This window comes from Xanthovirga aplysinae (assembly GCF_009711365.1).
GTDB lineage: Bacteria > Bacteroidota > Bacteroidia > Cytophagales > Cyclobacteriaceae > Xanthovirga > Xanthovirga aplysinae.
In genome coordinates, this window is sequence record NZ_SMMB01001237.1 from 1 (window position 1) to 13,409 (window position 13,409).

Here is a 13,409-nt window from a genome sequence, read left to right on the forward strand (position 1 = left end):
AGTTTTTCTAAACGCCAGTCTTAAAAATTAGACTGGCGTTTTTTTGTTTAAAAGGTTTCAACTTTTCTTTTAAATTTTAGCCATTTATTTTTGCCCCTATGCAACAAAAAGAATACTTCTTAAATCATCAGGCCCAAACCTCCCCATTTCCCTTGGGATTGGAAATTCACCATGCAAAAGGGATTTATCTTTATGATAAACAAGGGAAAGCCTATATGGACCTTATCTCAGGCATAGCGGTAAGTAATCTAGGCCACAGTCACCCAAAAGTAGTTAGTAGTATCAAAGATCAACTTGACCGGTATATGCACATCATGGTTTATGGTGAATTTATACAAGACCCTACCGTAAAGCTGGCAAAAAAACTCTCAAACCTGCTTCCTGACCCAATTAACAGCATCTATTTCGTAAATTCCGGAACTGAGGCCAATGAAGGTGCCCTTAAACTCGCAAAACGCATTACGGGCAAACCTGAAATAGTTTCTTGCTATAAATCATACCATGGTAGCACGCATGGTTCACTCAGCGTTTCAGGGAATGAAACCAAGAAAAATGCTTTCCGTCCCCTTCTTCCTGGAGTTCGATTCATGAGATTTAATAATGAACAGGATTTAAAGCTGATTACAGATAAAACTGCCGCTGTAATTGTGGAAACCATTCAGGGAGATGCCGGCATCAGGATCCCTGCTAGCAGCTACCTAAAGAAATTAAGACAACGGTGTGATGAAACCGGTGCCCAGCTTATTTTAGATGAAGTTCAAACAGGGTTTGGGCGAACAGGCACCTTATTTGCCTTCGAACACTATGGTATTGTGCCAGATATTCTCACTATGGCCAAGGGAATGGGCGGCGGAATGCCATTAGGCGCTTTTGCTGCTTCCAAAGAAAAAATGGATCTCCTCACCCATAATCCTATGCTTGGTCATATCACTACATTTGGAGGACATCCGGTGTGTTGTGCTTCTGCTTTAGCCAACCTTGAGGTTTTAATAGAGGAAAAAATAATCGAAAAAGTAGAAGAAAAAGGAAACTTATTTCATCAACTACTCAAAGACCATCCACTAGTTAAAGAGGTTCGATATAAAGGATTGCTATTTGCCATTGAACTAGAAACTGCTGAAATCGTTAACCAGGTGGTTCAAAACTGCCTGGAGGATGGCTTAATTAGCTTTTGGTTTCTATCTACCCCAAATGCTTTCAGAATAGCTCCACCACTAACGATAAGCAACGGGGAGATCAAGAAAGCCTGTAAGATCATTGTCAAAGCAATGGACAAAGTTAATGGAGAATGAATTGCGTAGTGTTTCTCTTTTCGCCCCTAATATTCCCTTATTTTCTTCCTCTTCCCAAAAATACAAAAGCTCCGAAGTATGAACTTCGGAGCTTAGAATTCAAATTGTTTTATCAATTCAGTGTATCTGAATTTATTTCACTTTCTCAACAATTGCCTTAAAAGCTTCTGGGTGATTCATTGCTAAATCAGCCAAAACCTTTCTATTTAATTCAATTTCGGCTTTCTTAAGACCTCCCATTAATTGAGAGTAAGACATACCGTGTAATCTTGCTCCAGCATTAATTCGCTGAATCCAAATTTTTCTGAATTCTCTTTTCTTCTGCTTTCTGTCACGATAAGCATAAGTAAGACCTTTTTCTACAGCATTTTTAGCTACTGTCCAAACATTACTTCTTCTTCCGTAGTAACCTTTGGCTAATTTTAAAATTCTTTTTCTTTTTGCTCTTGACGCAACTGCGTTTACCGATCTAGGCATAATTAAATTTCGTTTTTGATGATTGGTGACTACAAAAATGAGTACTTAAAACCAATAATCTGGTGAACAATAAAACCTTTTAACAAAAAAGATAAATTACTAAATTGACTACAATCAGAGGTTAAGCATGTTTTTCACATTTGGCTCATCCGACTTGTGAACAAGTCCCATGTGAGTCAAACCTCTTTTCTGCTTAGTCTCTTTTTTTGTCAGGATATGGCTTTTGAAAGCATGCTTTCTTTTGATTTTGCCAGTACCTGTCAACTTAAATCTCTTCTTTGCTCCTGATTTAGTTTTTACTTTAGGCATTGTTGATTTATTTATGAATTAAAAACAATTGCTACTACTTTTTACTAACCTTAGGGGCTAAAAATAAGAACATCCGCTTTCCTTCGAGTTTTGGTAATTGCTCTACTTTAGCGTATTCTTCCAGCGCCTGGGCAAATTTTAACAACAAAATCTCCCCCCTTTCCTTAAATACAATCGTTCTTCCGACAAAATGCACATAAGCCTTAACCTTGGAACCATCTTTAAGGAAATTTTGAGCATGTTTCAATTTAAAATTAAAATCATGATCATCTGTATTGGGACCGAACCGAATCTCTTTAATAACTGTTTTCTGAGCTTTAGCTTTAATTTCTTTCTGCTTTTTCTTTTGCTCATACTTAAACTTCGAGTAATCGATCACTTTACAAACGGGTGGATCGGCTTTTGGAGAAATCTCCACAAGATCTAAATTCTGTTCCTGGGCTATTTTGAGGGCATTATCCAATCGATAGATACCTACCTCTACATTATCACCTACAAGACGCACTTCTGATGCTGTGATCTTTCTATTCACCTTATAAGGCTCTTCGACTCTACCTCGAAAAGGCCTTCTTCTTTGTTTGCTAATTTTTACCTCCGTTTTTAAGTTAGAAAATCAGTTTGCAAATATCGGGAATATTTTATTTAATCAAAATATTCTAAATTAAATAAGAATTAAAAACATGGGATAAGTTTTAATCCCGTTTTATTCATTCTAAAAAGAAATTCACGGTTCCCGATATTATTCAAACTCCTATAAACTTTTATTTGCTTCTTGCTTAAATGTATCTATGAATTCTTCCACGTTCATGGCACCTAAATCACCTTGTCCATGGCGTCGAACGGAAACTTTACCTTCCGCCGCTTCTTTTTCTCCAACAATCAACATATAAGGGATTTTCCCTACCTCTGCATCACGAATCTTCCGACCAATTTTTTCATCACGGTGATCCACAGCTCCCGATATTTGCTGCAATTGAAGCTGATTAAACACCTTTTCTGCATATTCTCTATATTTTTCTGAGATTGGGAGCACTGCAACCTGGTCAGGAGAAAGCCATAAAGGGAAATTACCCGCACAATGTTCAATCAATACCGCAATAAAACGCTCCATTGAACCAAACGGTGCCCGATGCAACATGACAGGCCTGTACTTCTGGTTATCTGCTCCTACATATTCCAGTTGGAAACGCTCTGGAAGACTGTAATCCACCTGAATGGTTCCTAGCTGCCAACTTCTTCCCAATGCATCTTTCACCATAAAATCCAACTTCGGTCCATAAAAAGCCGCTTCTCCCAACTCAACAACAGTTTTCAAACCCTTTTCTTGAGCAACTTTTTGTATGGCACCTTCTGCCTTCTCCCAAGCTTCTTCCTCACCGATATATTTTTGTTTATTCTCAGGATCCCGCAATGAAACTTGAGCGGTATAATCCTCAAACCCTAGGGCATTAAATACATAAAGCACTAAATCGATGACCTTAGCAAACTCCTCTTCTACTTGATCGGGACGGCAGAAAATATGGGCATCATCTTGCGTAAACCCTCTTACCCGAGTCAAACCATGTAATTCACCGCTCTGTTCGTATCGATAAACGGTTCCAAACTCCGCCAATCTGACCGGTAAATCCTTATAAGACCTTGGTTTGGCCTTATAAATTTCGCAGTGGTGAGGGCAATTCATTGGTTTTAACAAGAATTCTTCCCCTTCATGTGGAGTATGGATCGGTTGAAAAGAATCTTCTCCATATTTCTCATAATGGCCAGAAGTAATATACAACTCCTTATTTCCAATATGAGGAGTAACCACCGGATCATACCCAGCCTTTTGCTGTGCAACTCTTAAAAAAGATTCTAACTTTTCCCTTAAACGAGTACCTTTAGGTAACCACAATGGTAAACCCTGCCCTACCTTTTCAGAAAAGGTAAACAATTCCAATTCCTTTCCTATTTTTCTATGGTCCCTTTTTTTGGCCTCCTCCAGAAGTACCAAATATTCCTTCAGCTCTTTCTGCTTAGGAAAAGAAACCCCATAAATACGGGTAAGCATTTTTCGCTTCTCATCCCCTCTCCAATAGGCTCCCGCAACATTGGTTAATTTTATCGCTTTGATAAAACCTGTATTTGGAATATGCGGGCCACGGCATAAATCGACAAAATCTCCCTGTTGATAAAAAGTAATGGACCCATCTTCCAAACCATCTATCAGCTCCAACTTATATTCGTCCCCCTTTTCAGTGAAATAAGAAATGGCATCGGCCTTAGAAACCTCTTTTCGACTATAAACATTTTTGTTTTTAGCCAGCTCAGCCATCTTCTTTTCTACTTTATCAAGTTCATCAGCGCTAAATTCCTTTTCCCCAAAATCAACATCATAATAAAAGCCATTATCGATAGCCGGACCAATACCAAATTTCACTCCAGGGTAGAGCGCCTCCAGGGCTTCGGCAAGCAAGTGTGCTGATGAGTGCCAAAATGTGGATTTTCCCTCTAAATCTTTCCAGGTTAATAACTGAACTTCAGAATCCGAAGAAATAGGGCGATTAGCATCCCATACTTCCCCATTCACCTTAGCGGACAGAACATTTCTAGCTAAGCCTTCACTTATACCTAGGGCAATCTCGTGGCCACTTACCCCTTTGTCATATTCCCTGACAGAACCGTCAGGTAAAGTAATCTTTATTTTTTCTACACTCATTACTACTGCTATTGCAAATCTATTTTATTCATTTTCAGTGGTTGAAGGACAGGAGTAGCTTCTTTTTTCTCCTTTTCTTCCCTCATTCTACGCAAATATGCAATTTTTCTTTTAACTTTTCTTAACTCCGACTTTGCTAATTCATCCTTTGGGTTCAAGCTGATAAGCTTCTCATAGGCATAAACCGCTTCTGAATATCTTCTTTTTTCATCAAATGTGCGGGCCTTCAGCAACCAGGCTTTTTGCGAATTTGAGTCAAAGTTTATTACACGGTCAGCATACCAAAATACAGAATCAAATTGGGATCTTTTGAAAAAGATCTCTCCTAAAAAATTATAAGCTTTGAAATAAGAACTATCCTTCAACAATATTCCCTTTGCAACCGACTTAGCACTATCAATCGCACCCAATTCTCTCAATATCAAGGCTTGTTGATAGGAAGGATCAAGGCTTTCGGTTTCATACTTTTGTTGGATTTTCAGAAAAAAAAGGGCACTATCCACCTTTTTTTCATTTAAGTATAAATCAGTTAAAAATGAAAAACTCCCCGCATCATTTGATCCTTTCAAGATACTTTCTACAAATGATTTCTTTGCCTTTATACTATCTCCCTCCGCTAAAAATATTCGGCCCTGCTTAACAAAATTTTCTGCAGAATATGGAGCCAAATCAATGGCCTTATTGATATATACTTGAGCCTCTGACAATTGGTTACTGGAATAAAAAATATCTGACAACAGGGGATAAACACCTGATGGGATAACTTCTTTCCGTTTTGCGATTGCCAAAGCCTTTTGAGCTTGTTCAGAGGCTTCCTCAAAATCCTGGGTGGAATAAAAGATCTTTGCAAGCTGCACATAATAGTTTGGTTGCAGAGAATCCAGGGTTATGGCTCTTTTCACCTCTTTTTCTGCTGCTGTAAACTTTTTAAGTTTAGTTAAAACCAATGATTTTTTGTAAAATCCATCAGCATTTGCAGGATAATCAGCAGTTATTTTTTCAAGGTAAGCTAGAGAAGCTTTATTCGATTTGTCTTCATTTTTTAATTTTTCCGGAATTTTTTCATTTGAATATGGGCTTTCACAAGCCAAAAGTCCAAAAAAGGCCCCAACCCCAACTATTACAGATAGTAAACCATGCTTCATGCATCAAAAATAATTCTCTCAATCCAGAAAGCAAAAAGAAGAAGGATTTATGGGACTAGAAATAGAAATTATGGCCTAATTGAAGATCGTAACAAATCACAATTGGAAAAAAAATTTTAGTCCTTATGAAAAAAGAACAGAATTACTGGATCGAGTTAAGAGAAACTTAATCATTTACCATTAAAACATGATTTAAATTAAACACTCTTTTTATGACTTAGCAATAATCATTTTACGAGTAGTTTATAACGCTTTTCCAATGGTAATTGCTGAACTTTTTTCCACATTTAAAAACCGTGAATAGTTTTACTTATCGGTTATAAACGGAACTGAAGACTTAATTTCACCGCAAACCTATTTGCATCAGGACTCTCAAGATAATTTAAACGATGAAAGAAATCTACCCTCAAAACTTTAAAAATATTTTCTACACCATAACCCACTTCCAAATAAGGCATTTTTCCTAATCCCTGAGGATTAAAACCCGTAGAGGAGGTTAAAGCCATATTGGCATTTCTATCACTTAAAGAACCATATAATGCATTAACTGAGCCCACCAAACGCCAGTTTAGCCTTCTTATTAATGGAACTCTATTCAAAATAAATCCTTCAAAACGATGAGAGTATTTAAATGAAACATATTGATCACTGGCAAATTCCATAGGGTTCATAGTATTAAAGGCCCCATCTGCCAAAAATGGGGAATCATTACCCAAATGATTCTTCAACAAAGGGTAAGGTAGCTGTCCAAAAATCTTTCCAGCCGTTAAACTATAGGTTCCTTTTCCCAAGACTCCTAAGGATAGATTTTGTTGAATATTTAAACTTATTTTATGATAATCAAAGTCGCTCCCTAGAATATCTTTTAAACCAGCGGTATACATCAAAGTAAAAATCGGCCATCTAACCTGCCCGTAAGCACTTCGTTTATTCTGATTATTCATTACGTACTTTTCACCTTTAGCATACCGCAATGCCACAGTTACTTCGGAAGTAGTAAAATCGGATAAAGTATCATAAGGAGCATCCCCTACTGGACTCAAATAGCTAAAATCATAGAGTGGTGTATTTTCCGTATGCTTAATTCCTATTGTACTTATTAAACCTTTAGCCAATTGGGCCTGAAAATTTAACCCTGTTTCCTGCTTATATAAGGGTGCATTTAGATTCCCTAAAAAATTAAATGTATAAAAAAGAGGATTTTGCTCTTCTACTACTTCGGAGTTTTCCAATGAAAGTTGGGAAAGGTCATTTTTGTGGTATGCCCCGACACTGATCCAGGGATAACGATTTATCACATAATCCGCATTAGCACCGTACTTTAATTTGTCATCCTTAGTACCATAAGCCATATAACCTTTAAATGTCCACCGACGACTAAATTCATCATTGGTTCTAAATGCCAATCGGAATCGATTACCTTCGATATTATTATAGGAATACAAGCCCAAATAGGTGCCTACATCAATTTTGCCAACCTTTTTGTAACCACTAAACAAAATATCTCCAATAATTTCATAAGCACGTACCACCGGAAGAGAACGGATTGTGTCAATCATGGCATACATATGCTGGTCTTGCTTAGTAAGGGGCTCATGACGTCTCTCTTCCCAAAATTGGTCATCGGATTCCGAAACATCCTCTGATAGCAGTAGTGGGTTGGAATAAAATTTGGCCTCTTTTGGTTGATCGATTTTAAAATCCCTATTAAAAACTTCAAAATTAGCCACCATACCTGGTGAATTTTTGGTAAGCTCACTGGCTTCAAGCCTTAACCTTGTTTTTAGGGGTAGAGAGGGATGAATAGACGTAGATTGGAGTTCCTGATAAACTTCAATAGTTTTAATAAAATTAAGATTGGCATTCTCTCCAACTTTCAAATCTACTTTTCTTAAGGCATAATTCTCAGCCGATATCCACATCGTCCCTTCAAAAGCTAAATCTTGTTTTCTTTTTGGAGTCAAAGTAATTTCATAACATAATTCATCATCCAAATAAAGGCTATCCATTAGGATATAGTCGTAAATCATTTTACCACCACTGGCGATAGGAGATACAAGATCTTTTCCCAAAAGGCCTATTCTGTTATGGTAAAAATTATAGTCCTGAAAAGATGATCCCACCATTTGAGTAAGCATATTACCACCCTGTATACCCACTCCTGTTAATTTACTTTTTAAAATATGTTCCGTCTTCTGTTTCGGATTATTTTTAAAATATACTCGACTAAGACTTTCGGAAAAAAACACAGGAAGGGCAGATTGATCTCGCCCTTCGTTTACACCATCAACTTCATTGACCGCCTTAATGATTTTAGCTACTGCTTTTTTCTTTTTAAGCTTATCAGAAAGTTGGTTTACGGCAACCTCAATTTTACTATAACTCTCGCATTCATAAGCCTTTAACCCATCTGGATTGTTCGCTTTTTTATTTTTAATGACCTTCTTTAAGATTGCATAAGCGGGGTCTTTTCCAGCTACTACCACCACTTCATCCAAATTTTTAATATCAGGTGATAAGGAAATATTAATGACCTGGGAAGTTCCCTTCTTTATAAACCTCTTTTGGGTCAAATATCCCATATAAGAGATAACCAAAGAATCGGAAGGGGGCGCATCAACAGTCAAGGAGTAGTTTCCATCTAAATCAGATGAAATTCCAGTGGAAGAATTTTGGAATAGTACATTTACAAAAGGAAGTGGTTCACCTGATTTAGCATCGGAAATAATTCCAGAAATTTGAGTTCTCTGTCCATACGAGAAAATCGGAGCTCCCATCAAAAAGGCAAGAACCCATAGCTTTCCCTTCTTTTTGAACAAAACCTTCAACCCTTCACCCACAATACTCCTCAAATTCTACCCTTTCTTTGTGTGTAATCTTACTTCTTTCTTAAATTTTATTTAGAAAAAGAATTGGTTAAATAAACGTTTAAAGAACCCAAATTATTTTCTTTAACCTAGGTATTTAGCTTTCACTTAAACTGGCTTCTAATTGATAAGTTTTGGTTTTCTGTCCCCACACAGAAGATCATTTCCTTTAATTTTTTATTCAGCCTCTTTTCGGAAATATTTCCTCTATACCAGTATTTTTATAATATCTACATCTTAATAGATTCTTTTTCCCCCATAAACTTTGGTTGTTTTTTGGTAATAAAGATATCAATAACGGCTTTAGGCCGGGCCATTACCTCTCTAAACCTAACCTTAAATGAATTAGAAATTGGATGGTCCGGAGAATACACATCTGCCTTCATTGAATAGTTGTCACTTATGAATAATGCCCGGTAACTATGAAATTCTTGTGTAATAATGGTTACGTTCTTTTGTCCAAATATCTCTTTACACCGAACGATTGAATCCAAGGTTCTCAAACCCGCATAATCCAATGTTATAAGCGTATCAGGGACTCCTAATTCCATCAACGCCTTCTTCATATCTATTGGTTCATTATAGTAGCGACTACGATTATCTCCACTTAGAATAAAATGCCTGACTTTCCTTTTTTGGTATAATTCTGCTGCAGCTTCTATCCTTTGATAGAAAAATGGGTTAGGCTTTCCATTAGTCAGTCTTTTACTTGTACCCAGTACCAAAGCCACATCATGATCAGGAAGTTTGTCAACATCATTATACACCTGATCTCTTGTAGTTAGCACCACCCACAAATTAGTAAATAAAGCAAAACCTACAATTAGTGAAATTGCTAAGAAAAGTAGCTTAAACCCAGCTTTTATAATCATATGGAAACAGATTCGATCTTGTAAAATATCATTTGCTGAATGATTATAGGTAGCAAGGACAACAGTAAAAGCATAACAAGGATTTTTTTGATTTGTTATTCAACCATATTTAGTTCCAATTGTGCTGCTGTTTCTTTGTCCAATCCTCCTCTTGAATGGAATTCTTGTTCTATAATATCCACCCCTTTTATTACCTTTCTGTACCACCCCATAAGTACCTCTTTTTTTTCCTCCTTTGTCAACGACCAATTCACGGAAGATTTCCTCAATTTATGAACCAAATCATACATACTCATAGATGCACTTACAGAAATGTTAAAACTTTCCGTGAAGCCATACATGGGAATCTTTATTTGCCCATCTGCATTTTCAAGAGCAAAATCACTTAATCCTGTCAATTCAGTACCAAAAACAAGTGCAATTTTTTCCTCTCCAACTTCAAACTTATCTAACTCCAGGCTTGATTCTTGAGGGCTTGTTGCATAAATCTTGTACCCATGTTGTCGTAGATAACGATAACATTCAGGTGTATTGAAGTCAGAGGAGTTATATTTTTTAATATTAACCCATTTGGCGGCTCCCATTACCACCCTGGGGTTTAAATTATATTTATACTGATTTTCGATGACATGAAGATCCTGTATGCCAAAACAATCACAGCTTCTAACTACCGCACTAGCATTTTGGGGCTGAAAAACATCTTCCAAAACAATTGTAAGGTGACGTGTTCGCTGTTTAAGCACTTCCTCAAACTTCTGTTTTTTATTTTCAGTTACATATTGTCCTAAGAAGGCAAACAATTGCTTATCCCTATCCCTTTCTGACATTCAACTTAATTTTTAAAAAATATTGTTTCGCCTACTTCTGAAATAAATAACAAATGCCATAAATCAGAAAAGCGATGAATTTCACATTCTATAAATTTCAAGAGAATTTAATCAATATCTCTTAGGGGATCCCAGATTAAAACAAGCCTAATTGATCTGGAGAATTTATTTCTTCCAATTCTTCTTGTCCATTCCCAGCATTTTCTTCCGATTTTTCAGCCTTTTTACTCTCCAGCAATTTTATTTTATTCACCTTCTGCAGAGCCAGCTTATTCCCCATAGCTTTCCAACCTTTTACATCAATTAATAAATCTAGGTCATAAACAGTTGTTTCTTTTTCCTTACTACCATTCTTGGTATAGGTAATTTCCACCTGTGGTTGATTTTCAGTTGAAATAATGGACAACTTAGACCCTCTTGCTTCACTAATAAAAGGAAATCGCTTGCTTAAAGTGCTGGTTTCAATTTTAAATCGCTTCACAAAGTGCACTTTGGTGGCTCCATCATAATATATAGTGGACAACACCATTTCCGGATCAAACTTAGTAATCAACTGGATATCTTTTGATTCATAACGGTTCGTTAACTCAAAATCCGTCATTTCATAAGAACCATCTGTATAAACGACAAGAATTCTATCTTCATGATGGTAACTTCCCAGATAATCTCCTCTCTCTTCCCTATTCAAACGACCAATGGTAGCATCATACCAAATATCCAACCCTCCCAATGTAGAGCCTCCCGCTTCCTTAAATTGCACCTTCTTCACTGGGTATTTAGTTACCAAATTCCCTCCTGCCGATCGTCCCTTTATATCCAGGTCTTTAAAATCATATTCAATCACCTTTTTTCTAGCTGAACTAGCAGGAGTAAGTGTAACCTGTAACTTTTCAGCTTCCCCATTTGCATTAGGGCTAAAATACATCAATTTGGAACCCTTTTCGCCTTTGGTGATATCGTATTCCTTATCCCGGGTCATGGAAAGCACCTGAAATCGTTTAGCTAAAGTACGGCCAGATTTACCATCCAAATAAACCGCATTATAAACCATACGCTCGTCATTCTTTTTATAGACGGCAGCATGAATAATGTTTTTTCCCACAAAAACCTTATCCGCAATTCGGGTAACTACATATTTTCCATCTTTACGGAAAACGATAATGTCGTCAATATCTGAACAGTCCGAAATAAATTCGTCCTTTTTCAACCCATAACCTATAAAACCTTCTTTTCTATTGATATAAAGCTTTTGATTATTGGCCGCCACAACAGATGCAGCAATGGAATCGAACGCGCGAATTTCAGTTTTTCTTTCCCTTCCTTTGCCATACCTTTCAAGAAGGCCCTTATAATAGGCAATTGTATACTCAATTATATTTTCCAGATTATACTCCACTTCGGCCAGCTCATCCTGTAATTTCCGCATGAGTTCGTCTGCCTTAAAAGTATCGTATTTGGAAATTCTCTTAATCTTAATTTCTGTAAGTCGAATGATATCCTCTTCGGTGATCTCCCTATAAAATTCTTTTTTATAAGGATCCAAACCTTTATCGATAGTTTGCAAAACTGCCTCCCAAGTTTCACATTCCTCAATATCTCTATAAATCCTGTTCTCAATGAATAACTTTTCCAAAGAAGAAAATAAAAGCTTTTCCTTTAACTCCCCTTGTCGAATCAATAATTCCTGCCGCAACAACTCAACAGTTTGCTGAGCCGAGCTTCTTAACATCTCATTAACCGACATAAAGACAGGTTTCTCATCTATAATCACACAAGCATTTGGTGAAATAGAAACCTCACAATCGCTAAAGGCATAAAGGGCATCAATGGTGATATCGGGAGACTGACCTGGAGCCAGGTATACCAAAATTTCAACCTCACTGGCCGTATTATCTACTACCTTCTTTATTTTGATTTTTCCTTTATCATTTGCCTTAATAATGGAATCAATAAGACCAGTAGTGGTGGTTCCATAAGGAATTTCTTTAATGGCTAAGGTCTTACTATCAAATTCTTCGATTTTAGCACGAACTTTTATTTTGCCCCCTCTAAGGCCTTCATTGTAATCGCTAAAATCTGCTGATCCACCGGTAGGAAAATCGGGAAAGATCCTAATGTTTTTCCCTTTTAAAGAATCAATGGCTCCCTTAATTAGTTCACAAAAATTATGAGGAAGGATTTTTGTAGAAAGCCCTACGGCAATCCCTTCCACTCCCTGAGCTAATAAAAGAGGGAATTTTACCGGCAATGTGACCGGTTCCTTCTTTCTTCCATCATAAGAAAGTTGCCAATCGGTAATTTTTGGGTTGAAAACTACTTCAGTAGCAAATTTAGATAATCGAGCTTCAATGTAACGGGGAGCTGCCGCTCCATCCCCTGTACGGATATCTCCCCAGTTTCCCTGCATATCGATCAACAAGTCTTTCTGGCCAAGGTTCACCATTGCATCTCCAATTGAGGCATCACCGTGTGGATGATACTGCATGGTTTGCCCAATAATATTCGCCACCTTATTGAAACGTCCATCGTCCATTTCTTTCATGGCATGAAGAATTCGACGCTGTACAGGTTTAAAACCGTCCTCAATGGAAGGAACTGCCCTTTCCAAAATCACATAAGAAGCATATTCTAAAAACCAGTTTTCATACAGACCAGAAACCGGAATAATATCATGAATCTCCCCTTCTTGTCCATATTGACCGTTTGAATTCTTATCTAAATTTTCGTCTTGCATATCTAATTTAATCCTCTATTCCAAACTGGGATATTAAGTGATTTCCCAGTTTAAAATCCAAAAAGCGAAAGTTTTCTGTCTTTAATTGGATAAAAAAATTTCTTTATTTCCTCAAGGAATTCTTCTCTAATTGTTAGTGCTCCAATAATTATTACCACTTTCATAATGTGGATTCTCAAAACTTAAAAGGT

The 13,409-nt window shown here is 36.9% G+C and carries 10 protein-coding genes; 1 reads left to right on the forward strand and 9 read right to left on the reverse strand.

The genetic code is table 11. The annotated features are described in order from the left end of the window. The first annotated feature begins 98 nt into the window (after positions 1 to 98). Positions 99 to 1,292: an aspartate aminotransferase family protein gene (locus tag E1171_RS18395; RefSeq protein WP_155207526.1), complete on the forward strand. Its 1,194-nt coding sequence runs from the start codon at positions 99 to 101 to the stop codon at positions 1,290 to 1,292. 132 nt (positions 1,293 to 1,424) lie between these two features. On the opposite strand, the gene rplT is transcribed toward E1171_RS18395, so the two are convergent. The 9 genes from rplT to E1171_RS18440 all read right to left on the reverse strand — a co-directional run bounded on the left by rplT (position 1,425) and on the right by E1171_RS18440 (position 13,218). After that, on the reverse strand, positions 1,425 to 1,769 hold the full coding sequence (gene rplT, locus E1171_RS18400) for a 50S ribosomal protein L20 (protein ID WP_155207527.1): 345 nt from the start codon (positions 1,767 to 1,769) through the stop codon (positions 1,425 to 1,427). A gap of 114 nt (positions 1,770 to 1,883) precedes the next feature. Beyond that, positions 1,884 to 2,078: a 50S ribosomal protein L35 gene (rpmI, locus tag E1171_RS18405; RefSeq protein ID WP_155207528.1), complete on the reverse strand. Its 195-nt coding sequence runs from the start codon at positions 2,076 to 2,078 to the stop codon at positions 1,884 to 1,886. Between the two features lie 34 nt (positions 2,079 to 2,112). After that, entirely contained in the window at positions 2,113 to 2,610 is a 498-nt protein-coding gene (infC, locus tag E1171_RS18410; protein ID WP_343031464.1) for a translation initiation factor IF-3, read from the reverse strand. 219 nt (positions 2,611 to 2,829) lie between these two features. Continuing rightward, positions 2,830 to 4,773 (reverse strand): threonine--tRNA ligase, encoded by a 1,944-nt coding sequence (thrS, locus tag E1171_RS18415; protein ID WP_155207529.1) that lies wholly within the window; start codon positions 4,771 to 4,773, stop codon positions 2,830 to 2,832. 8 nt (positions 4,774 to 4,781) lie between these two features. Further along, the gene (locus tag E1171_RS18420) at positions 4,782 to 5,918 is read right to left on the reverse strand and encodes a tetratricopeptide repeat protein (RefSeq protein WP_155207530.1); all 1,137 of its coding nucleotides are present in this window, start codon (positions 5,916 to 5,918) and stop codon (positions 4,782 to 4,784) included. A 317-nt stretch (positions 5,919 to 6,235) separates the two neighbouring features. Further along, positions 6,236 to 8,770: a DUF5686 and carboxypeptidase-like regulatory domain-containing protein gene (locus E1171_RS18425; RefSeq protein ID WP_155207531.1), complete on the reverse strand. Its 2,535-nt coding sequence runs from the start codon at positions 8,768 to 8,770 to the stop codon at positions 6,236 to 6,238. 245 nt (positions 8,771 to 9,015) lie between these two features. Beyond that, positions 9,016 to 9,657: a SanA/YdcF family protein gene (locus tag E1171_RS18430; protein WP_155207532.1), complete on the reverse strand. Its 642-nt coding sequence runs from the start codon at positions 9,655 to 9,657 to the stop codon at positions 9,016 to 9,018. Between the two features lie 95 nt (positions 9,658 to 9,752). Next, positions 9,753 to 10,484: a TrmH family RNA methyltransferase gene (locus E1171_RS18435; RefSeq protein ID WP_155207533.1), complete on the reverse strand. Its 732-nt coding sequence runs from the start codon at positions 10,482 to 10,484 to the stop codon at positions 9,753 to 9,755. Between the two features lie 136 nt (positions 10,485 to 10,620). After that, positions 10,621 to 13,218 (reverse strand): DNA gyrase/topoisomerase IV subunit A, encoded by a 2,598-nt coding sequence (locus E1171_RS18440; RefSeq protein ID WP_155207534.1) that lies wholly within the window; start codon positions 13,216 to 13,218, stop codon positions 10,621 to 10,623. Between the last annotated feature and the right edge of the window lie 191 nt (positions 13,219 to 13,409).

Coding starts and splice junctions, on each gene's coding strand:
- E1171_RS18395 (WP_155207526.1), top strand. CDS start 99: ATGCAACAAAAAGAATACTTCTTAAATCATCAGGCCCAAACCTCCCCA.
- E1171_RS18440 (WP_155207534.1), bottom strand. CDS start 13,218: ATGCAAGACGAAAATTTAGATAAGAATTCAAACGGTCAATATGGACAA.
- rpmI (WP_155207528.1), bottom strand. CDS start 2,078: ATGCCTAAAGTAAAAACTAAATCAGGAGCAAAGAAGAGATTTAAGTTG.
- E1171_RS18435 (WP_155207533.1), bottom strand. CDS start 10,484: ATGTCAGAAAGGGATAGGGATAAGCAATTGTTTGCCTTCTTAGGACAA.
- E1171_RS18430 (WP_155207532.1), bottom strand. CDS start 9,657: ATGATTATAAAAGCTGGGTTTAAGCTACTTTTCTTAGCAATTTCACTA.
- rplT (WP_155207527.1), bottom strand. CDS start 1,769: ATGCCTAGATCGGTAAACGCAGTTGCGTCAAGAGCAAAAAGAAAAAGA.
- E1171_RS18420 (WP_155207530.1), bottom strand. CDS start 5,918: ATGAAGCATGGTTTACTATCTGTAATAGTTGGGGTTGGGGCCTTTTTT.
- thrS (WP_155207529.1), bottom strand. CDS start 4,773: ATGAGTGTAGAAAAAATAAAGATTACTTTACCTGACGGTTCTGTCAGG.